This is a genomic window from Paenibacillus whitsoniae, from assembly GCF_003955665.1.
Classification (GTDB): Bacteria; Bacillota; Bacilli; order Paenibacillales; family NBRC-103111; genus Paenibacillus_E; species Paenibacillus_E whitsoniae.
The window spans coordinates 77,956-99,503 of record NZ_RXHU01000015.1 but is presented as its reverse complement, the minus strand read 5'-3'; the positions used below and the strand labels follow the sequence as shown (position 1 = coordinate 99,503).

The following is a 21,548-nucleotide window of genomic DNA, read 5'->3' as shown; positions in this document are numbered from 1 at the left end:
GGACAGCAAATATGAAAGAAAAAAAAGAAAAGCGCTTTTTGAAGAGCAGTTTATTTGAATACTTTAACTATTTTCTAGCGCTTTCCTTACTGGTTGCAGCGATCTCAGGGGGGGCGCTGTATTATTCATCTTCGACTTTACTCTGGCGAGATGCCATCCAGAACAGCAGTAATACGCTGAATTTGATCAAGAATGGGCAAGAAATCGTACTGGCTGAGGTCGATAAGGCCATGGAAGCGGTATTCTTGGATTCCTCATTTCTCCATTTTATGGATTATTACGAACAGGCTGATATTTACATGCAGCTTCAGCTAAGGCAGCGGCTTGAGAATGTCGTGCTATCCAGCGACTATATACACTCGGTATCCATCTACTATACCAGCTCGCAGATGATCTTGTCCTCGCTTCAGGGGGCGTTACCGCTTAGCAGCTTTCAAGATCGGGATTTTATTCGCTCCATGGTCGAACGAACGTCGAACAAATCGACAGTCCGCACCAGATTTCTTCCGGAAATATCCTCAGCAAAGGAAGAGTCTGTGATCTCGATCGTCAAGACGCTGCCGGTGATTCAAACCGGTACGCCGTCTGCTTATGTGGTTATCAATATCAAGGGCAATTATTTGGCGCAAATTATGCAGTCCCTAAGTACGAATCCGGATGTTCAATTGGTTGTTACTGACCAAGAAGGACATATTCTTTCGCAGAAAGCTCCGGAGGAGGAGACCTCCGATTTTGGCGATTTTGTTAGCGGTCTGGACATTTCACAATTCAGTGAAACATCCGGAAGTTTGTTTACCAAGGTGCACGGCGTAGACTCGCTGGTTTGCTATGTGACTTCCGGAACGAGCGGTTGGGTGTACACCTATATGATTCCAAAGTCCGTGGTAACGCACAGCCTGCACTTGTGGAGCCGGCTAACGGTTGCCATCTGCCTGATGGCTGTTGTTCTCAGCTTGATTGGCTCGCTGCTGCTGTCGCGAAGAATTGTTAACCCGATGCACCGATTGTTGAATATGATGCGTGGCATTGACCAGAAATCCTACGATAGTAAATCGGAGCATGCCAAGGAAATTGTACAGATTGAACGCAGTGTAAGCCGTTTGATGGATCAGAACAGGGATTTGACTACACTGCTTATGGATTATGAAATCCAGAGCCGGAACAAGTTTTTGCAGCGGTTGGTATGCGGTGACGAACAGATATCGCCTCATACTATGGAACGTCTAACTTATTATGGCTTGAGCTTGCCCGAAACAGGCTCTTTCGTCGTCTTGATTGTATCTATGGATGAGTACAGCAAGTTTACCCAGAACATGCATGAATCCGAACGGAATACATGGCTTCTGCAATTGTCTGAGAGACTTCAGGAGGAAGCTTTTAGTAAGATGGGCTATCAAGGCTATCTCGTGGAAGCAGAACCGAACGAAATGGTGATGGTGCTTTATTTGGCCGAAGAGCCAATTGATTCGGAGATGCTGCCCGAAAGTCTGCGCTCTTGGCTCCGTCAGCTTCTGACGCTGCTAGGCCAGGTACCGACGATGACGTTCACAATTGGCGTCAGCACGCTGCACACGAGTATTGAGGAGCTTAGCGAATGCTATCAGGAAGCGGGCTCAGCGCTTAGACAAAAGCTCGTATACGGAGGCAATACGGTCATTTATTATGAGGCCGTCCGACCGGAAGCTGGCATTGTCATGTACCCGCTTGGTCTGGAGAAGCAAATACTGACGCATTTCAAAACAGGAAACCGCGAAGGACTTATCTCTGGGTTGCAAGAATTCGAAGCGCATCTGATTGCACATCACGCAAGGCAAATTGAGGTGGTCAGGCATTACTTCCTGCAGTTATTTTCCTCGTCGCTGCGCTGCGTTTACGAAATCGACGCCAATCTAGGCTTTCAGCCGGTCATACAGCAATTGAGACATACCGATCTGCTAGAGATGGAAACGATGCAGAGTATGGTCAGCTACATGCAGGTGCTATATGAGCTTGTGCTCGATCAGCTGGAGCAGAAGCGCTCTATGAAAAATCAGGAGTTGGCGGTCGCCATTACGGCTTACATTGATACGCACCTTGCGGATGACTTGACCATCGAACGATTGAGCGAAATTTTTGCTATCAGTACTTCGCATATGCGTAAAATTTATAAAGATGAAACCGGCATGACGATTAAAGACAGAGTGTCGGAGCGAAGGATCGCGGCTGCGAGGATGCTTCTGGGCGATCAACGTCTGAAAATCCAGGAGATTGCGGATCAAGTAGGTTATTTGACAGTCCAATCGTTTACGAAGGCGTTTAAAATGGAGACCGGAAGGACGCCAGGGGAGTACCGTGCAGAGTTGTTGCGTGTCCATGGGTAATGGGGAGCATGGTGAAAACATGAGAAAGGCGGTGTCGGGATGATGATCCCGAGCACCGCCTTTTCAACTCCCCGCTTAAGCCGATTCTTCCGCGGAAGCTTCAGCCGTTTCTGCGGCTTCTTCCGCCCCCGCCGCCTCTTCCTTGGCTTCTTCCACAGCGCCTGCCTCTTCACTTGCCGCAGCAGTTTCCGTTTCAGTCGCTTGTCCGTCTTGAAGCTGCTTCAGAGCTTCCAAGCGGCTGCTTAGGCTTTTCACTCTTTCGTCTATGCCTTTGCTGCTGCCAGCCAGCTGCTGAGCATGATTCAGCAGGGCTTGTACGCGTTTTATTTCATTAGCTGCCATCGGTCGACGTCCCCCTACAAAGTTGGATGAATGGTATCTAGCACGAATCTGTGATGTTCTAATGAAAGTGTATACGTTTCTATGAAATTCTACAAGGGAGAAATCATGGGGCTGAATCATAGCTCTGCCCTAATGGCTGGATCGATGACACTTGACCACTTCGACAAGTTCATCCAATTTATGACAAAGAAAGCGGTTGCAAGCGAATGAATACCGAGGTAAGATACTACTAACAACGGGTAAACGCTTACAAGAATTAAACCGGTTTAATACATCCGGTTTGAAGTATTGGAGCAGGGGGGGATCCCAGACATCGTTAGGATGTAGCTCAGCTTATATTAAACCGGTTTAAACGGTTCGGTTCATCCTTTACCACCAAGGCGATGGACGCCTCTGCCTCTTTATTAAACCGGTTTAATGCCATGCTGCCTTGGGGTGAAGCAAGGCCATTCAGATGAATACCAATTCTAACACGTTGGAGGGGACTGGCTTGAAAAGAAACAGGGTGTTAACGGCCATGATGTTGTTGATTTCTGCAGTTGTTTTTACGGCATGTGAGGACAGTGCAAGTAGCCCATCACCGAGCGCAAGTGCACCAGGGAAAGAGAGCGCAAGTCCAACCGCAGCAGCGCCTAGCCAGATTGCAGGTTATAAGGAAGCCCCTATGCTCGCTAAGCTTGTCAGCGCAGGCTCGTTGAAGCCTGTAACGGATCGGATGCCCGACAAGGACGACATTATGGTGGAAAGAGTAACGGATCAAATCGGCCAATACGGCGGCGATTGGAAAATGCCGTGGGGCGGTCCTAACGATCGTTGGGCGGTTGGCCAGCCGACGGAAGAGGCGCTTTTCCGTTTCAACAAAGATGGAAGCGGGGTCGAGCCTAACGTGGCCAAAAGCTACGAAGTGAACAAGGACTCAACGGAGTTCACGATTCACTTGCGCAAAGGCATGAAGTGGTCGGATGGTGTGCCTTTTACAGCGGACGATGTCATTTTCTATTGGGAGCATATGCTTACGAAAGAAACGTTCGGCAAAAAGATCTATGATGCTTATTATTCGGTCGATCCGGTAACCGGCGAAAAGGCGTTGGCCAAGGTGACGAAGGTCGATGATTACACCTTTAAAGTTACGCATAAATACCCAAGCGTACAGTTCCTGGAGCGTGTCGCTATCGATAATAAATGGTTCTTTGCGCCCGCCCACTTCCAGAAGACGATTTTGCCTGAGTTTGTAGGGGAAGACAAGGCGCTGGAAATTGCCAAACAATGGGGCTTTGCGGATGTCAAATCGTTCCTCGTCGCAACGGGTTATTACTACTGGATCAACCCGCAAATCCCGACCTTGCGAGCGTGGGTAGCGAAGAACGATCCGAACAGCGACCAATTCATCATGGAGCGCAATCCCTATTACTGGAAAGTGGACAGCGAAGGCAATCAACTGCCTTATATGGACCGCATTGTCGCTACGAAGGTTCAGGATCCGGCACAGCGGGTGCTTGGCGCATTAGCGGGCAATTATAATCTGCTTGATTTTGATTTTAAAGATTTCACGGTCCTGAAGGAAAATGAGAAAAAAGCAGGCTTCAGCGTGTTGTCCTGGTCGACGCCAACCTGGTCAAGCGCAGGTCTTCAATTTAACCAGACCATTGAAGATCCGAATTTGCGTAAGCTTTTCCAGGACATTCGCTTCAGGGAAGCTGTTTCCGTTGCAGTTGACCGCAAGGAAGTCTCGGAGATTGTAACGAACGGCTTGGGGGCGCCGCAGCAGGCTTCGGTTCCGGAAGGCTTGGTAGGGTATCAAAAAGGTTGGGCCGAACAGTGGAGCCAATTCGACCAAGCACGCGCCAATAAGCTTCTTGATGAGATCGGGCTTACCAAGCGGGATAAGAACAATTTCCGTATGAACGCGGACGGCTCCGATCTCACGATTACGATTATTGAACCGAATACAAACAGCGCCTCTTTCTTGGAATTAGTCAAAAAGTATTACGAGCAAGTTGGCCTTAAAGTAGATATTAAGGTTGTGGACACAGGTACGCATAACGATCTCAAATATGCCAATAAAATTCCGGTTACGACTGAAAATATTTCACTTGTCAATGTAGCCTTCAGACCCGATACGCTGGTGCCTTTGCGTGTATTGACGCCTTGGCTGGGGAATTACGGTTTGTATACATCCTCGAACGGTAAAGAGGGGGTTAAACCGGAAGGTGACGTGGCGCAAATTCTGGATGACTGGAACAAAGTCAAATCTTCGACGACGAAGGAAGACATTTTGAAGTGGAGCAATGAAATTATTAAGCTGCATCAGAAAAATCAATGGCTGATCGGCTATGCGGGTCCTACGCCTAAATTGATTGTTGCGTCGAACAAGATGGGCAATGTGCCTAAAACGTTAGTCTTTGCCGACGAATTCCGCAGCATCGGTCATGGGCATCCGGCTCAATTCTTCATTAAGCAGTAGTTCGTTCTGTCACCGCATAATGGGGAGCGAGGGTTCCCCATTATGCGATTCCAAGGCGTCACTGAAATAACCGGAGAGGATCGGATAGAGATGCTTCAATACATTTTAAGGCGAATTATTTTGGTGATCCCGGTCGTTATTTTTATATCCATCATTGTGTTCTATATTATTCAGCTTCCGCCCGGCGACTACGTATCCTCTTATGCTGCCAAAATGTCTGCGGCGGGCGAGGTCATGACGCAGCAAGATATCGATCTCATGCGGGCCAGCTTGAAGCTGGACCAGCCCTGGTTCATTCAATATTTGGAATGGATGAAGAACATCGTGCTCCACTTTAATTTCGGGTACTCGTTCAGCTACCAAAAGCCTGTGCTCTCTGTCATTTCGCAATATATGGCGTTAACGCTGATTGTCTCGCTGGCGACGATGATTTTTACCTACGGCGTTGCGATTCCGATCGGCATTTACTGTGCCGTTAAGCAATACTCCATTGGCGATTATATTTTCTCCGCTTTCGGGTTTCTGGGGATGGCTACGCCGCATTTCTTAATGGCGATAATTCTCATGTATCTCTCCTATGTGTACTTTGGAGATCCGCTGTTGGGCCTATTTTCAAGCGAGTATGCCAATGCCGCCTGGTCCGCAGGCAAAATGCTTGATTTGCTGAAGCATATGATCATCCCTGTGATCGTCATCGGGCTAGCGAATACGGCTGAGTTGATTCGTGTGATGAGAGGCCAGATGCTGGACGAATTAAACAAGCCGAATGTGGTCACAGCAAGATCGAAAGGGTTATCGGAGGGCAAAATACTGCTGAAATACCCGACACGCGCGGCGCTGAATCCCATCGTGAGTACGATCGGGTGGTCGTTGACTTCGATTTTTACAGGCTCGACCATTACGGCGATTGTGTTGAATTTGCCGATTCAAGGACCAGTCATGTACAACGCCCTGTTGGCTCAGGATATGTACCTTGCGGGAACGTGGTTATTATTCATGGCCGTGTTAACAGTTGTAGGAACACTGATTTCCGATATCCTGCTCGCATGGCTTGATCCCAAAATTCGCACGGCGTTCAGAGGTGCGTGACCTATGAAACCTATTGCACAAATTGGAAAACAACTTTCGACCGCCGTCAAGCGCCCCAAAAACAACGAAGTGTATTACAGCTCGCAGTGGCGCCTCATCTATCAAAGGTTGAAAAAACATAAATTAGCTCGTATCAGTTTAATCATTTTGGCTTGCTTCTATCTCGTCGCTATCTTCGCCCAGTTTATCGCTCCCTACGGCTTGCAAAGCTATGACAGCAAATACGTTAATGCGCCGCCCACAAAGTTAAGCTTCAAGGATGCCGAAGGGAACTTTCATCTTAGACCGTATGTGAATGAACTGAAATCGGGCAGAGATCCGGTTACGCTTCGTAAAGTGTTCGTGCAGGACGAGAAGCTGCGCCATCCGGTGCGATTCCTGGTAAAAGGTGAGACTTATAAATTTCTCGGTCTGTTCTCAACGAGCATTCACCTTTTCGGAGTCGATGAGCCTGGTCGGTTATTTCTATTCGGCACAGACGGCATGGGCAGAGATTTATTGTCGCGCGTCGTCCTCGGCAGCCAAATCTCTCTGAGCATCCCCCTGATCGGGGTGTCCATCAGCTTTGTGCTGGGGTTGTTTATCGGCGGTGTATCCGGCTACTTTGGCGGCTGGCTTGACTCGGTGATTCAGCGCATTATCGAAATCATTCGTTCCTTTCCGACGCTTCCGTTATGGATGGCGCTATCGGCTGCAATTCCGGCGCGTGTTCCCGTTGTCACGATGTATCTGTATATCGTCATTATTTTTGCCTTTATCGGCTGGACCGATTTAGCCAGGGTAGCGAGAGGCAAGTTCATTTCGTTAAAAAATGAAGAATACGTGCTCGCAGCTAAAATCGCCGGCGTCAGCGACGCCAAAATCATTATCAAGCATCTGCTGCCCGGCTTTATCTCCTACTTGGTTGTGGCGACGACACTTGCCATCCCCGGCATGATTCTTGGCGAGACGGCGATGAGCTTTCTAGGACTCGGCATTCGCTCGCCGGCGACAAGCTGGGGCGTACTGCTGCAGGAAGCGCAGCAAATTGAGAATATCGCTTTGTATCCCTGGAAGCTGATTCCGCTCGGTTTTGTCATTATCGCCGTGTTAACGTTTAACTTTCTAGGCGACGGTCTGCGGGATGCGGCCGATCCATATAAGAAATAAACTACAGTAAGGCGGGGACGTCCATGACCTTAAGAGCTGCTGTCGATTTACAAGCTGAGCAGCCTCTGCTGTCTGTTCAGGATTTGAAGATTCGCATTCAGATGGATAATGGGGAAATGAAAGCCGTTGACGGGGTTGATTTTGAGATCAAAAAAGGCAAGACACTGGGGCTCGTCGGCGAATCCGGCTGTGGAAAAAGCTTAACGAGCAGAGCCATCATCAGCATTAATCCCAAAGAGTGCGAGACCTCCGGGAAAATTGTGTATCATTCCGCTTCGGAGAAGTCGCTGAATCAGTTGGACCTGCTGTCGCTGCATCCGCGCAGCAAGCAAATACGAACGATTCGCGGTCGGAAAATTGCGATGATTTTTCAGGAGCCGATGACGGCCTTTTCCCCCATGTATACGATCGGGAATCAGATTATGGAATCCATCCTGATCCATCGGACGAAGAATAAGAAAGAAGCCAAGAAAATCGCCTTAGAAATGCTCGGAAAAGTCGGGATTTCCGATCAGGAGAAGCGATTTCATCAATATCCGCATGAATTTTCCGGAGGCATGCGCCAGCGCGCCATGATTTCCATGGCCTTATCGTGCAATCCGGAGCTGCTGATCGCCGATGAGCCGACGACTGCGCTGGATGTTACGATACAAGCCCAGGTGATGGAGCTCATGAAGGGGCTGCAAAAGGAGCTTGGCATGGCGATCCTGCTGGTCACGCACGATCTGGGCATCATCGCGGAGATGTGTGATGAAGTGGCGGTGATGTACTTGGGAAAAATCGTAGAGCAATCAACGGTGAGTGAAATTTTCAACAATCCCAAACATCCGTACACCAAAGGATTGCTGAGCTCGATGCCGCGATTGGCCGGGAATCGCCATACCCGACTGGAATCGATCGAGGGTACTGTTCCGATGGCGATTGATATGCCTCCGATGTGCGGCTTTTACGAACGGTGCAAAGACAGAATGGAAGGCGTATGCAATGCAAGTGCCGTCCCGAAAACCCGGATATCCGATAACCATATGGTCAGATGTTTTCTTTACAAGGAAGAAGGTGAGGAGAAAACAGATGTCTAAACCGATATTAAAAGTTCATCAATTAACGAAGCATTATGAAGTGAAAGCCACAAATAAACTATTCAGCAAGCCGACTTCTGTGCGCGTGTTAAGTGACGTTTCCTTTGAGCTGATGGAAGGCGAGACGCTCAGCATTGTCGGTGAATCGGGCTGCGGCAAAACGACGCTCGGCCGATGCATCGTGCGGGGCATGGACGCCACCTCGGGACAAGTGATGTATCATACGGAAAACGAGGAAGAGATTGATTTTCTAGGGCTGCGCGGCAAAGCGTTTAAAAAATACAGAAAAAACATTCAAATGATTTTTCAAGACCCGTACTCCTCGCTTAGCCCGCGCATGAGTGTATATGATATTATTTCCGAGCCGCTGCTCGCCAATTTTAAGCTGTCGAAGGCGGAGCTGGACGAAAAAGTAACCTTGATCGCGGAAAAAACCGGATTGAATGTCAGCTACCTTAAGCGGTATCCGCATGCTTTCTCCGGCGGGCAGCGGCAGCGGATTGCGATTGCGCGGGCGCTGATTTCCCAGCCTAGGCTGATCGTCTGCGATGAAGCGGTGTCTGCGCTGGACGTATCGATTAAAGCGCAAATTATTAATTTGCTGAAGGATCTGCAGAAGCAATTCCAGATTACGTATATCTTCATCTCGCACGATCTATCTATTGTGCAAAATATTTCCGATCGCGTGGCGGTCATGCACTTGGGGAGAATCGTTGAGCTAGCGCCTGTCGACGCGCTGTTCGACGCGCCCAAGCATCCGTATACAGAGGCGCTGTTGTCTGCGGTGCCTGAGCCTGATCCGGATTATAAGAAGGAACGTATCATCCTCGAAGGCGAAGTGCCCAACCCGGCGAATCCGCCGAGCGGATGCCATTTTCATCCCAGATGCCGGTACAAAACGGACAGGTGTGTGCAGCAAGCGCCGGAGCTGCAGGACATCGGCAGCAAACATTATGTAGCGTGTCATTATGCAGAACAATTAAACTTAAGAGGTGTCGTTCATGGCGAGGCAGCTAACCAATGATTCGAAAGCGATCGATCCGAATGCCAAGAAGCTGATTGTATTTCTGGATTGCGGAGATACCATCATAGATGAAGGTACGGAAATTAGAGATGACCAGGATGTCGTGATTAAAGCGGACCTGATTCCAGGGGCGGACACCATGGTCAGGACGCTTGCTGAGCGGGGGTACACCTTGGCCTTGGTGGCCGATGGCCGGGCGCAATCGTTCAAAAACATGTTGACCGACCATGGCTTGTATGATTATTTTACAACAATGATATATTCCGAGACGATTAAAGCCGCCAAACCGAGTCCGCGCATGTTTAAGGCCGCGCTCGGGGCATTGGAACTGACAGAGCAGGATTGCTCCCGCATTGTGATGGTAGGCAACAATTTGAGCCGCGATGTGAAAGGGGCGAATCAGATGGGGATCACGAGTATTTTCCTGAGCTGGACGCCGAGATATCCGAAGGTGCACGGGGATGAAAGCGAAATTCCGAAGTATACCATTCACAATCCGGTTGAATTGATCGATTTGGTAGAGAGGCTTAATGAACAATTAGCATAAGGGATATTGGAATGAAGGGATGTTTATCCGAACATGGCAAAAATTGATGATGTTGCAAGACTGGCGAAGGTTTCCAAGGGAACGGTTTCCAACGTATTCAGCCAAAAAAGGCCGACAAGCGATGAAGTTCGAGAGCGTGTGCTGCGCGTTTCCAGACAGTTGAATTACGTCCCGAATCATACGGCGCGAAGCTTGGTCACGAAGAAAACGATGGCGATTGGACTCACCATTCCGCATGGCAGCTTCTTTTTTAGCCTGTTCCATACTCAGTTCATTAATGGGGTTATTTTGGAAGCCTCGTATTATGGATACAGGGTATTGCTGGACATCATCCCTGAGCAGCAGGTGCAAACACCGTTTTTAACGAGTTATCCGATTGACGGTGCGGTCGTCATGAGTCCAACCACGAATGACGAGCGAATTGCGCTGATGCATGCGGGGCAGATTCCTTTCGTCACCGTCGGAAAGGTGATGAATGAGGAGATTGCCCATTTTACGAGCGTGGATAACGATAATCCCCAGATCATGCGCAGCATCTGCGAATATTTAATCGACAAAGGGCATACCGCTATCATGTTTCTTAACGCGAATGCGTTGATGACCGTGTCGCTCGACCGGAAAGCCAGCTTTATCCAAACGCTGGAGAAGCACGGATTGCCGGTGGAAGCGCATATGCTTCATCATAAACCGGCCCTGAATTCAAGCGAATACCTCGATTATGGCTATGCAGAGACCATCCGTGTTCTCGGCACCGAGCGGAGGAAGGTAACCGCCATTATCGCCGATGACGATCGTACGGCTTTCAGCACGCTCAAGGCGCTCAAGGATTTGAATCTCAACGTGCCGGGAGATGTCTCGCTATTTGTCATATGCGGCGATCTCTCGATGATGGTGCAATCGGATCCTTCCTTGACGAGCATGGATTTGCAGCCATCGGAATTAGGCGCGCAATCGGTCCGATTGTTGATGAACCAACTGGGCGTGCTGCAAGGAGAGTTCCCTGAGCATGTGATCGTTGAAAGCAAGATCATTGAACGTAACTCCGTGTCGACGATCAGTTCGTGAATCGGCGCATAATTGGGAGCGTGGACGGGATGAATCGCAGAGAATGGAAAGCAGGCATCATCGGCTTAGGCGGAATTGGCGACTACCATATGAATCACTTGGCGAAAGTCGAGAACGTACAGATTGCAGCCATCTGTGATGTCAATACGAAGGCGGTTGAACAGGTTGGGGATCGTCTGCATGTGCCGGCTGAAAAGCGGTACAGCGAATTTACGGCGATTATCGCGGACCCTGACATTGATTTTCTCATCTCTGGTGTCTCCAATCAGTTTCATGCGGATATTTTGAAAACGGCGATTGCCTGCGGCAAGCCGATCTTTTCGGAGAAGCCTTTTACCCGAACGATGGAAGAGGCGGATGAATTAGCGAATTTATATGAGCACAATCCGATTCCTTGCATGATCGGCTTTTCTTACCGGTATCGGCCATGCTTCCAATATGTGAAGCAGCTCGTCGCCGAAGGGACGCTGGGCCGTATTCGGCATATCGCGGCGCACTATTTGCAAGAAGAAAATGCGCCGATGTTCAACAAGCCGTACACGTGGCGTTTCAGTCAAGCGATGGCGGGGTCCGGCATTTTGGCGGATATCGGATCGCATATGGTGGATGCGGCGCGCTTTTTTGTAGGCGAGTTTGTTCAGGTGTCGGGGCTTATGAGCACGTTCATCGATCGGCGCCCGGATGCGCGAACGGGTGAGCTGCGGGAAGTCGATGTAGACGACTTTACCAGCTTTCAATGCATCCTCGAAGGCGGCGTGATGGGATCATTCTATACCCATAAAAATGCGATCGGCACGGGCAATCAATTCAACGTCACCTTGTTCGGCGATCTGGGCACCGTCCGTATTGCCGTCGAACGGCCGAATGAAGTGCATCTGACGCTGCGAGCCGGGGTCAATCACCAATTGACCGAGACGTGCATTCATTTGGATGGGAAACAGTTTAAGGGGATGCTGCAGGATTTTGTAGATTACTTGGAACAGAAGGGTACGACGACGGTCCCCACGCTGATCGACGGCTATCGGAACCAGCAGGTGCTGCAAGCGATCATCGACTCGGCGAAAGACGGCAAGTCGAGAACACTGCATACAGATCTCACCCAGAAGGAGGGGCTTGTGTGATTCGAGTGACGATATGGAATGAATTTCTGCAAGAGCTGCGCAAAGAGGAAGTGGCCCGCATTTATCCGGCTGGCATGCACGGTGCGATAGCGGATGGAATCCGTCAGGAGGGCTTGGAGATTACTTGCGCGACCTTTCAAGAGCCTGAGCATGGCTTGACGCAAGAAAGGCTCGATCAGACGGATGTTCTGATTTACTGGGGGCATGTGGAGCATAAGGGGTTCCAGGATCATGTCGTGGACCGTATTTGCAAACGTGTGCATGAAGGCATGGGCCTCATCGTGCTGCACTCCGGTCACCACTCCAAGCTATTCCGGAAATTGATGGGCACCTCCTGTGACCTGCTGTGGCGGGAAGCGGATGAGAAAGAGCGGCTGTGGGTGGTGGACCCGTCCCATCCCATCGTCGAGGGAGTTGGACCCTACATTGATCTGGCCGAGGAAGAGATGTACGGTGAGCATTTTGACATCCCGACACCAGAGGAATTAATTCTCGTCAGCTGGTTCCAGGGAGGCGAGGTGTTCCGAAGCGGCTGCACGTACCGTCGCGGCCAAGGAAAAATTTTCTATTTCCGTCCTGGCCATGAAACCTACCCGACCTACCACAATAAGGACGTTCAACGCGTCATCGCGAATGCCGTGAAGTGGACGGCTCCGACCCAAAGAGCGAAAACCTTTTATGGTCATCATACGCCGCTGGAGGAAATTAGAAAGTAAGCTCAGCCTACTTAATTGTTGAAGGGAAGTGACCCCGCTCGATGACGGCATCCGCAAGTGTGTGGACGATTAGTCACGGCGAGCTGTTTCTGCGGCTCGTATTAGCCGTTCTTATGGGGGGTGCGGTTGGCATTGAACGGGAATGGCATAACCATGCCGCGGGTTTCCGGACGCATATTCTCGTCTGTCTGGGGTCTACGACCATCATGCTGCTCTCGATTTACGGGTTCTCCCAATTCGTGAATGAAACGAATGTTCGGATCGATCCGGCGCGCATCGCGGCGCAGGTGGTGAGCGGGATCGGTTTCATTGGAGCGGGCGCTATTCTAAGAAACGGCTCGGTGATCAGCGGATTAACGACGGCCGCATCCATCTGGGTCGTGGCGGCCATAGGACTGTGCATAGGCGCTGGCTTTGAATATGCGGCTTATTGCTGTACAGCGCTGCTATTAGTCAGCCTGCTCGTGCTTAATAAATGGGAGAAATATGTGATGCGCAACCGCCGCAATCAGGAGCTTACGATTCAGGCGCGGAATACCCCGAGCGCGTTGGGGCAAATCGTGACGACGCTTGTTGAAGAAGGGCTTCAAATTGTCAAAGTGAAGACGGTCCACGACAGCGCAAACACAAAACGGGATGCCGAAGACGCGTCGTTTCTCCATATGCATTTTGTTCTTGCGGTTCCTCATCCAACCAAGCTCATGATGGCCTTGGAAAGAATTCGTGCGCTAGAGTTTGTGCTGGGAATCGAATCCCAAGTGCGATCCTTGGACATCGGGGACCGCGCCATTCATCCTGTGCAGGAAGCGAGGGGAAAAGCATGAAGCCGTTCCCGTTAATTACGGCACATACCGGCTGTATGGGGACGCCTGCGAACAGCCGGCTGTCCATCGAAACTGCCTTCCGCAGCGGAGCGGACATTGTGGAAGACGACATCCGCGTTACGGCTGACGGTGTCTTAGTTCTCGCACATGATGATCGCGTAGCTGCAGTGGAGGGAACGGCATACAGCATTGCGCAGACGAGGTATGCGGACATCGAGACGAGTGTGTTCAAGGCGCCTGACGGGAAATCTAACGAAGCGATGCGTCTCTTACCGTTAGCGTCCGTTCTGCCGCTTTTGCAGGCTTCAGGCGCAAGGATGAATCTGGACCTGAAATCGGATGCCTGCATCGAACCCGTCTCCCGTATGGTTGATGAGCATGACTTATACGATAAAGTTCTGCTCAGCGGATGCGAGGCCAGCCGCGCTCGTCTCGTTCAGCGCTCGAATCCGCGCCTCCGCAAGCTGTTGAACGTCGATCCGGCATTATTTCAAGCAAACGCTTATGGGGATGCCGCGCATTGGAGCTGTGAGGATGCGAGGAGCGCCAATTGTTTTGGGATTAATGTGAATTATCGTCTGGTTCAACCCGATCTTCTCGAAATTGCGGCACAACATCAGCTGGACGTCTATGTATGGACCGTGGATGAGCAAGAAGCGATGAAGCCGTTTGTTGAAATGGGCGTGCAGTCGATTACGTCTCGGAATGTCCAGGCGTTGATAGCACTTAAGCAGCTGAAAATGGGCGATCATTTGAACGACAGCGGAGGCGTATGACGTGAAACAGTTGGAGAAAATTTATATTGTTTTTAAAACTCATGTAGATCTGGGCTTTACGGATTTGGCCAGCCATGTTGTCACGCAGTACAAAGAGCAGATGATGGATGAAGTGGCGTCGGTGTGTGAAGAAACGAAAGCGGACGGGCCTGACCATCATTATGTCTGGACGCTTCCCGCCTGGATGCTGAGTGTGTGCTTGGACACCAAGGATGCGAAAAGGAAAGCGAGGATCGAGGCGCTCATTCGTAACGGCCAGCTGCGGTGGCATGGGCTTCCTTTTACGACACATACGGAGTTTTGCGGGACAGAGGAATATATCCGGGGGCTCTATTACTCGGAGAACCTGCGCCAACAATACGGACATACGGCAATCTCCGCGAAAATGACAGACGTCCCCGGCCACACTTGGATGCTGCCCACCCTGCTGAAACAGGCAGGGATTGAATTTTTGCATCTTGGTGTTAACGCATGCTCGGCGCCTGTTGATGTCCCTCGATTGTTTCAATGGGAAGGACCCGATGGCAGCAGGGTGCTGACCTACTATTCCAAAGGAGCGTACGGCACGGACCTGACGCCTCCCGACGACTGGCCCTATCCGATCTGGCTTGCACTGCTGCAAACGTCGGATAACGATGGGCCTCATGACGGCCATGCCGTGCGAGGCTTGTTAGCCGAAATCGCCAAGAAGTATCCTGATACCGTGGTGAAAATCGGAACCATGGATGATTTTGCACAGGATTTTATACGCAGGGATTTCCAGGATATCCCCGTGGTCCGCAAGGATTTGGCGGATACCTGGATTCATGGCATCGGCACCTATCCGGAGGAAGTAGCCCGTGTTCGCCGATTGCGCCCGGCGATTGCCAAGCTGGAGAGCTTATCGACGCTCGCAGCTGTGCAAGGTTTAGGCGATAAGTGCGACGCTGCGGTTATCGCGGATGCCTATGAGCATACCTTATTGTTTGGCGAGCATACCTGGGGGATCGACATCAAGTCGAACTTGCTGCCCGGTCGCAATAGCATGCGCGCTTTCGGGAAAGAAGCCATGGCGAAGGACCGTGAGCGATTCCCGGACTCCTATGCGAAGACGGAAGCATCCTGGCTTGAGCAGAAAGCCTACGTCGATCGTGCCGAGGAAGCATTAAGCCGGCTTCGCCCTTTGACCGCGGAGGGCTCGGCAATTGTCGGCGTGTACAACCCGTCTGCTTGGGAACGCAGGACGGCGAAGGTATCGCTGGATGTTTATGGAAGCGGAACGCTGATAGACCGAGAGACGCAGGAAACGTATCGCGTGAATAGAGACGGCGAGGTCTGCCTCGACAGGATCGGTCCCATGCGTTACCGGACGTTTGTTTTTGAAGCGAATTCGGAAGCGGAAAAGGCAGGCGAAATGGCCGGGATCGCTTCGGGACATGCAGTTCTGGAGAATCAGACGATACGCATTGAGGTTAGTCAGGCAACCGGCGCGATTGTCAGCTTTTATGATAAGCGGAATCAGAAAGAATGGGCCGCGGGCGGAAGCTTCGGCCGGTACGAGTACGAGGTCTATGGGAAAGTAGAGATCCTGGATTTTGTCAAAGCGTACAGCTACGATTTAACCGATTGGTATGTCAATGATTTTGGCAAGCCCGGCTACCCGCGAATCGATCATCAAAGTTATGCCGTTCAGCTCAAGAAAGTGAGCATTTCGAATGGCGAGGGTTGGGGCGCGATTGAGATTCATTTCACGACCCCCGAGGAAAGCTGGGAGAGGTTCGGAAACGGGGAAGAAGTTCGTTTATCGATCCGTTTGGATGAGGGGCAGCCCTTTGCGGATCTGGGGGTTCATGTCCTTCGCAAAGCTTCTACCGCATATGCCGAGAGCGGGCATTTCACTTTTGCGTTGAACGCAGCCCATCCGAGCTATCGCTTCCAGAAGCTGGGCAGCGTTGTGAACCCCTTGGCAGACATCGAGAAAGGTGCAAATACACGTCTCCATTGCGCAAGTCACTGGGTCGATGTCCAGGATGGCCCTGTCGGACTGGCGATTATGCCCATGGATACGCCGTTGTTCTCCATCGGCGAAAAAGGGATCTACCAATACTCGAAGACGTATACACCGCAGCAGCCTGATTTGCATTTTAACTTGTTCAACAATCAATGGGGAACCAACTTCCCGCAGTGGCTCGGCGGAAGCTTTCACTACGCGTTCCGGCTTGCTCCGCATGCCGGGGATTGGAAGCAGGGGCGCGTGCAGCAGGCAGCGTTGGAGGCGTTCACACCGCTTCAAGCGACAGCCGCTTGGGACCCTGACAGCCCTTCCAGCTATAGCTTCCTTAAGGAAAGCGTAGAGGGGGTTCAGATCCTGGCCTTCAAAAAGGCCGAGAGAGACGATGCGTACGTGCTGCGATTGCAAAATCTGCACGACGTCCGCTCCACCGTGACGCTGTCATTCACGAAAACGATCGCATCAGCTGTCGTGTGCGACCTCGTGGAGCGAGACGTGCAGGCGGTTGCCGGCTTCAGCGGCGGCGATACGCTCACGGTGGCCATGCAGCCGTTTGGCATTGTAACGCTGAAGCTTTTCCTGGCGGCGCTGCCATAAGCTCGCGGGTACCTGTTACGAATAGCAAAGAGCTCATCTCCAGCCAGAGATGAGCTCTTTGCTATTCCAACGGCCGGCCCGCCGGCAACCCGTCCGGATCCGTCCCCTTCGTCTCGCGGCCGAAGAGGAGCACTGCCAGCGCGGCGACCACAATCGCCGCGAAAAAAATCCCGAACACGGCGGTAACCTTATACGCCCGCGCGACGAGAAAGCCGACCAGATACGGCCCCAGAATGCCGCCGATCCGGCCGAACGCCGCGGCGAACCCGGCGCCCGTGGAACGGATGGCCGTCGGGTACAGCTCGGGCGTGTACGCATACATGGCGCCCCAAGCGCCAAGGTTGAAGAAGGAGAGGCAGAGCCCGGCGGCGATCAGCGCGCCTTCGCTGACCGCGGAAGCGAACCACACTGCGCTCGCGGCGGTGAGCAGCAAGTAGGTGACGAGCACGAACTTGCGGCCATATTTTTCAATGAAGTAGGCCGCTGTAAAATAACCGGGCAGCTGCGCCAAGGTCATGATCAGCACGTAGGAGAAGCTCTTGACGAGGCTGAAGCCCTTGAGCACCATGACGGTCGGCAGCCACAGAAACATGCCGTAATACGAGAAAACGACGAAAAACCACAGCACCCACAAGGCCACTGTGGAGGATCGGTACGGCGCTGACCAGACGGCTGCGATACGCGAGCGGAACGGCAGCTTGCGCTCACCCTGAAATCGAGGGGAGTCCTGTATGGCGCGCCGGATATAGATCGCATAAATGGCCGGGATCGCTCCGATGAGAAAAGCCGCCCGCCACCCGTAGACGGGGATGACGAAGAAGGAAATCAGCGCTGCTGCGATCCAGCCCGCCGCCCAGAAGCTCTCGAGCAGCACGACGGCTGACCCGCGATCCCTGGCCGGGAAAGATTCCGACACCAGCGTGGACGCTACCGGCAGTTCGCCGCCGAGTCCGAAGCCGGTTACGAAGCGCAGCGCGCACAGCATGGCGAAGCCGGTCGCGAAGGCGGAAAGTCCGCTGGCGACGGAGAAAATGAGCAAGGTCGCCACCAGCACAGCGCGCCGCCCGAACCGATCGGCATACGCTCCCGCCAAGGCTGCGCCCACCGCCATGCCCGTCGAATTGATCGCGGCCAGGAAGCCGATCTGCTGCGGGCCCAGCTTCCATTCCGCGGCCAGCGCCGCCGCGACAAATGAGACGATGCCGACATCCATCGCATCGAACAGCCAGCTGAGCCCTGCGCTGAGCAGTAATTTTCGCTTTGCGGGTTCCCGCAGTAAAGTAGTCATTTGCATAAGTCCGCGCTCCTATCTACCGGCGTTTACCTCTATTTTCCACCGATTCAGCCTTTTCATGCATACACGTGTAAAACGTTTTCATCATAGCCGCTTCTCCACGTGCTTTTCCCTGTTTTCGCATCATATGAGTAAAGTGAAGTGCGAAACCGAACCATGGGGAGGTGCGTGGTAATGAGCAGGAGGGGCTGGGGTCAAAAGGTGAGAATGGGCGTCTTGTTCATTTGTTTGCTGACGTTGGCTTTCGGGGGATTGCCCCTGGAGCGATCGGCGTATGCCGCTGCGATATTCAGCGATAACTGGGAGGACGGCAATGCGACGGGTTGGACGGCTTCGAGCGGAAGCTGGTCGGTAGTGATCGACGGTACTTATGTGTACAAACAGTCCGGCACAGGCTCAACGGCTGAATCGCTCACGTACGCGGGGAATTCAAGCTGGGCGAATTACACCGTGTCGGCTGAAATGAAGCTGAACACGATGAACGCGACGGCGGCTTCCGGCGTTATTGGCCGTTATGCGGACGGCAATAACTATTATTTGCTGCGGCTGCACGCCACGAGCGGTCTTCAGCTGTACCGCAAAAGCGGAGGGACGTTTACGCTGCTCGGTTCTTCCCCTTATACGATGGACTTGAATACGTGGCATACGCTAAAGCTGGAGATGAACGGCTCTACGCTGAAGGGGTATGTGGATGATCTCGCAACAGCCAAGATTACGGTGACCGATGCGACGATCACGCAAGGGGCGGTCGGGCTGCGCACGTACGGGCAGAGCGCCAGCTTTGATTCATTGACGGTGGATGATGGAGCGGCAGTTGCGCCCATCGTGATGCTGAACGGCGACGCCAGTTACATGGAGTCCGGCACTTGGCTCAACAGCTCGCTGTCCGGTTATAATGGAAGCGCTACCAGATATTCGACGACGGGCGGCAGCACGGCCAAATGGAGTCAGTATGCCCCGGCAACCGGCAATTACAACGTGTACGTCTGGTATCCGACGAGCAACAACACGACAAACGCCCAATACATGATCAACTCGTTAGATGGTACGTGGACGAAAAGTGTGAATCAAACGCTGAACCCGAACGGCTGGAATCTCATCGCAACTGTCAGCGCCGCTTCAGGGACAGCGTTAACTGTGACGCTGAACGTCATCTCCGGCAATACGCGGGCCAATGCGGTCAAAGTTGAATACACCGCGAACAGCGCGGAGCCGCAGACGCCGCCAGGCGGGAACGGAGATACGACAACGGTGGCGGTTTTTGTGAATCAGAGCGGCTACGACCTCGATAAGCCGAAGCGGGCGACGGTGACGAACGTGGCGGACGGGACCCCTTTTTACGTGAAAAAGGTTTCGGACAACAGCACGGTGTTTACAGGCAGTGTGAGCGGGCAGATTGCGGATTTTTCAGCATGGAATCCAAGTAGTGTTGCAGAATACTACGTGCAGAGCGGCGGCCAAAACTCCTACCCGTTCGCGATTGGCAAGTACTGGATGCAGCGGGTGTCGATTGGGCCGGCACTGCGGTTCATGGACCAATCCCGGCAGGACACGTTCGATGTCGGCGGCAACACGGGGTATGGCTGGCGGGACAGCCATCAGTTTTCTTTTGAGCTGAATTCCCTCGTCCTGCAGTACATGGCGAACCCCAGCGCTTACGAACGGATGCCGTACGGAATTTCCAATCTGAGCACGACCGAGTACCCCGACCTTCGCGTGCAAAATGAACCCGACATCATCTGGCTTATGAAATTTGCCGCCGAGCGGTATTACGATCTGAAGGTCAATGAAGGCAAGGACTTGCATGCCTTGATTAAAGGGCAGCTGGCGTATTTCCTGTACATTTATCCGGAGATTAGCCAGTATGTGAGCGCCAGCTTTTATGCGCAAATTCGGGACTTTACTGTCGCGCAGTGGTCGAATCCGAACAGCAGTCTGCAGTGGTACGATGTCGGTGGTTCGAGCGACAACAATCTGTTTGCGACGCAGTCGGTCATCGGCACGATTAAAGGCCAGCAGCCGCCTGGCTACGCGATCGTTTCGAACTTGATGATGTACGAAGTGGCCAAAAGAGACGGACTCCCGAATGCGCAGGCGTTCTGGGATGCGGCGTATAACAACTGCGCGTGGCTTGTGAACAGTGTGAATTTGAATGATCCGGCCAACACCAAGGGGCAGCGCATGAGCGAGCATGTGACGATGGAGGCTTTGGCGTATTTTCAAGAGATGTACGGGGCGCAGGCGCCACCTGGACTCTCGGCCAAAATTGCCGGTTGGAGCGATCTGATGATCAAGCGATCCGCCAATCTGTGGGATCTGCGCAAATACGCCGATCCGCAGGACGGCACCGGCACGCTGGACCAGTGGACCGGCGGACTCAGCGCGTACAATGAGCCGGGCAGCCCGGCTGGCTTCCAAGCGTCCGCATACGCGGCGCGTCGGGTGCTGACGGACCCGGCTGTGAAGAGCAGGCTGCAGCAAATCGGCATCGCGCAGATCGATGATGTATTCGGCCGCAACCCGTTCGGGCGGCATTTCAGCTATGACGCGCCTACCGAGATTGCCGGGGTGGATAAGGGGTGGTTTACGTTTCTAAATGGCGGCTACGGGGATTTGATGAGTGTCCCCGGTGTGCTGGACGGCGCGCCGAAGGAGTCGGCGTATCCGTTCTCGCCGACCGCGGACTACGGCTACACCGAAGGCTGGGTCGCGTTCAACACCGCATGGAACGACTCCCTCGCTTACGCCGCCGCAGACGATCTGGAGCTGAAGGTGATGAACGCTTCCTTCAGCAGCGAAATAAGCGCCGCCGCCGCCGGCTCGGTCGTTGGCATTAAATTGAAAGCGCCGCTGAATTTCAATGAGGCGGCGGTGGAGACCGGCCAGGTCGTCGTCACGACGAGCGCCGGCGCGCGGAGCAAGGTCACGCTTAGCGAGGCTAGCGTGAACGATTATTATTTCACGGCCACGTTGACCGTGCCGAGCGGGGTGAGCTATCTCGATGTGTCGTACGGCATCGGGCTGTTTAAAAAGACGGTGCGAGTGACCGTCACGTAGGGTGCATCGTCAAGAACAAATTGGCGTACGATCTCATTGCTGGGATCGTACGCC

The 21,548-nt window shown here is 52.5% G+C and carries 16 protein-coding genes; 14 read left to right on the top strand and 2 right to left on the bottom strand.

The window, feature by feature from the left end; genetic code table 11:
* Nucleotides 1–11: 11 nt before the first annotated feature.
* Nucleotides 12–2,360, top strand: coding sequence for a helix-turn-helix domain-containing protein (locus EJQ19_RS05135; protein WP_126140121.1), 2,349 nt, complete (start codon nucleotides 12–14; stop codon nucleotides 2,358–2,360).
* Between the two features lie 75 nt (nucleotides 2,361–2,435).
* Here the strand turns inward: EJQ19_RS05135 and EJQ19_RS05130 are convergent, their stop codons facing one another.
* The gene (locus EJQ19_RS05130; protein WP_126140120.1) at nucleotides 2,436–2,702 is read right to left on the bottom strand and encodes a hypothetical protein; all 267 of its coding nucleotides are present in this window, start codon (nucleotides 2,700–2,702) and stop codon (nucleotides 2,436–2,438) included.
* Between the two features lie 490 nt (nucleotides 2,703–3,192).
* On the opposite strand from EJQ19_RS05130, the gene EJQ19_RS05125 reads away from it, so the two are divergent.
* From EJQ19_RS05125 to EJQ19_RS05070, 12 genes are all read left to right on the top strand, one after another.
* Nucleotides 3,193–5,166, top strand: a complete 1,974-nt coding sequence (locus tag EJQ19_RS05125) for an ABC transporter substrate-binding protein (RefSeq protein ID WP_241242741.1) — start codon at nucleotides 3,193–3,195, stop codon at nucleotides 5,164–5,166.
* A 90-nt stretch (nucleotides 5,167–5,256) separates the two neighbouring features.
* Complete coding sequence (locus EJQ19_RS05120; RefSeq protein ID WP_126140119.1) at nucleotides 5,257–6,255, top strand: ABC transporter permease; 999 nt, start codon at nucleotides 5,257–5,259, stop codon at nucleotides 6,253–6,255.
* Between the two features lie 3 nt (nucleotides 6,256–6,258).
* Nucleotides 6,259–7,404 carry an ABC transporter permease gene (locus tag EJQ19_RS05115; RefSeq protein WP_126140118.1) on the top strand — a complete coding sequence of 382 codons (1,146 nt, stop codon included), beginning with the start codon at nucleotides 6,259–6,261 and terminating at the stop codon, nucleotides 7,402–7,404.
* Between the two features lie 23 nt (nucleotides 7,405–7,427).
* Complete coding sequence (locus EJQ19_RS05110) at nucleotides 7,428–8,483, top strand: ABC transporter ATP-binding protein (protein WP_126140117.1); 1,056 nt, start codon at nucleotides 7,428–7,430, stop codon at nucleotides 8,481–8,483.
* Complete coding sequence (locus EJQ19_RS05105; RefSeq protein ID WP_126140116.1) at nucleotides 8,476–9,507, top strand: ABC transporter ATP-binding protein; 1,032 nt, start codon at nucleotides 8,476–8,478, stop codon at nucleotides 9,505–9,507. Before EJQ19_RS05110 ends, EJQ19_RS05105 begins: the two co-directional genes overlap by 8 nt.
* On the top strand, nucleotides 9,485–10,054 hold the full coding sequence (locus tag EJQ19_RS05100) for an HAD family hydrolase (protein ID WP_126140115.1): 570 nt from the start codon (nucleotides 9,485–9,487) through the stop codon (nucleotides 10,052–10,054). The genes EJQ19_RS05105 and EJQ19_RS05100 overlap by 23 nt, the downstream gene beginning before the upstream one ends.
* Nucleotides 10,055–10,087: 33 nt before the next feature.
* Nucleotides 10,088–11,119 carry a LacI family DNA-binding transcriptional regulator gene (locus tag EJQ19_RS05095; RefSeq protein ID WP_126140114.1) on the top strand — a complete coding sequence of 344 codons (1,032 nt, stop codon included), beginning with the start codon at nucleotides 10,088–10,090 and terminating at the stop codon, nucleotides 11,117–11,119.
* A 29-nt stretch (nucleotides 11,120–11,148) separates the two neighbouring features.
* Nucleotides 11,149–12,240: a Gfo/Idh/MocA family protein gene (locus EJQ19_RS05090; RefSeq protein ID WP_126140113.1), complete on the top strand. Its 1,092-nt coding sequence runs from the start codon at nucleotides 11,149–11,151 to the stop codon at nucleotides 12,238–12,240.
* Nucleotides 12,237–12,956: a ThuA domain-containing protein gene (locus EJQ19_RS05085; RefSeq protein ID WP_126140112.1), complete on the top strand. Its 720-nt coding sequence runs from the start codon at nucleotides 12,237–12,239 to the stop codon at nucleotides 12,954–12,956. Before EJQ19_RS05090 ends, EJQ19_RS05085 begins: the two co-directional genes overlap by 4 nt.
* A gap of 41 nt (nucleotides 12,957–12,997) precedes the next feature.
* Nucleotides 12,998–13,780, top strand: coding sequence for an MgtC/SapB family protein (locus EJQ19_RS05080; protein ID WP_126140111.1), 783 nt, complete (start codon nucleotides 12,998–13,000; stop codon nucleotides 13,778–13,780).
* Nucleotides 13,777–14,556, top strand: a complete 780-nt coding sequence (locus tag EJQ19_RS05075; RefSeq protein ID WP_126140110.1) for a glycerophosphodiester phosphodiesterase — start codon at nucleotides 13,777–13,779, stop codon at nucleotides 14,554–14,556. The genes EJQ19_RS05080 and EJQ19_RS05075 overlap by 4 nt, the downstream gene beginning before the upstream one ends.
* A gap of 1 nt (nucleotide 14,557) precedes the next feature.
* Nucleotides 14,558–17,143, top strand: coding sequence for a DUF5054 domain-containing protein (locus EJQ19_RS05070; protein ID WP_126140109.1), 2,586 nt, complete (start codon nucleotides 14,558–14,560; stop codon nucleotides 17,141–17,143).
* A gap of 61 nt (nucleotides 17,144–17,204) precedes the next feature.
* On the opposite strand, the gene EJQ19_RS05065 is transcribed toward EJQ19_RS05070, so the two are convergent.
* Complete coding sequence (locus EJQ19_RS05065) at nucleotides 17,205–18,437, bottom strand: MFS transporter (RefSeq protein ID WP_126140108.1); 1,233 nt, start codon at nucleotides 18,435–18,437, stop codon at nucleotides 17,205–17,207.
* Nucleotides 18,438–18,611: 174 nt separating this feature from the next.
* Here EJQ19_RS05065 and EJQ19_RS05060 point away from each other — a divergent pair, with 174 nt between their 5' ends.
* Nucleotides 18,612–21,494 (top strand): golvesin C-terminal-like domain-containing protein, encoded by a 2,883-nt coding sequence (locus EJQ19_RS05060; RefSeq protein ID WP_164716328.1) that lies wholly within the window; start codon nucleotides 18,612–18,614, stop codon nucleotides 21,492–21,494.
* The last annotated feature ends 54 nt before the right edge of the window (nucleotides 21,495–21,548 follow it).

Coding starts and splice junctions, on each gene's coding strand:
- EJQ19_RS05135 (WP_126140121.1), top strand. CDS start 12: ATGAAAGAAAAAAAAGAAAAGCGCTTTTTGAAGAGCAGTTTATTTGAA.
- EJQ19_RS05130 (WP_126140120.1), bottom strand. CDS start 2,702: ATGGCAGCTAATGAAATAAAACGCGTACAAGCCCTGCTGAATCATGCT.
- EJQ19_RS05120 (WP_126140119.1), top strand. CDS start 5,257: ATGCTTCAATACATTTTAAGGCGAATTATTTTGGTGATCCCGGTCGTT.
- EJQ19_RS05115 (WP_126140118.1), top strand. CDS start 6,259: ATGAAACCTATTGCACAAATTGGAAAACAACTTTCGACCGCCGTCAAG.
- EJQ19_RS05110 (WP_126140117.1), top strand. CDS start 7,428: ATGACCTTAAGAGCTGCTGTCGATTTACAAGCTGAGCAGCCTCTGCTG.
- EJQ19_RS05105 (WP_126140116.1), top strand. CDS start 8,476: ATGTCTAAACCGATATTAAAAGTTCATCAATTAACGAAGCATTATGAA.
- EJQ19_RS05100 (WP_126140115.1), top strand. CDS start 9,485: ATGGCGAGGCAGCTAACCAATGATTCGAAAGCGATCGATCCGAATGCC.
- EJQ19_RS05095 (WP_126140114.1), top strand. CDS start 10,088: ATGGCAAAAATTGATGATGTTGCAAGACTGGCGAAGGTTTCCAAGGGA.
- EJQ19_RS05090 (WP_126140113.1), top strand. CDS start 11,149: ATGAATCGCAGAGAATGGAAAGCAGGCATCATCGGCTTAGGCGGAATT.
- EJQ19_RS05080 (WP_126140111.1), top strand. CDS start 12,998: ATGACGGCATCCGCAAGTGTGTGGACGATTAGTCACGGCGAGCTGTTT.
- EJQ19_RS05075 (WP_126140110.1), top strand. CDS start 13,777: ATGAAGCCGTTCCCGTTAATTACGGCACATACCGGCTGTATGGGGACG.
- EJQ19_RS05065 (WP_126140108.1), bottom strand. CDS start 18,437: ATGCAAATGACTACTTTACTGCGGGAACCCGCAAAGCGAAAATTACTG.
- EJQ19_RS05060 (WP_164716328.1), top strand. CDS start 18,612: ATGAGCAGGAGGGGCTGGGGTCAAAAGGTGAGAATGGGCGTCTTGTTC.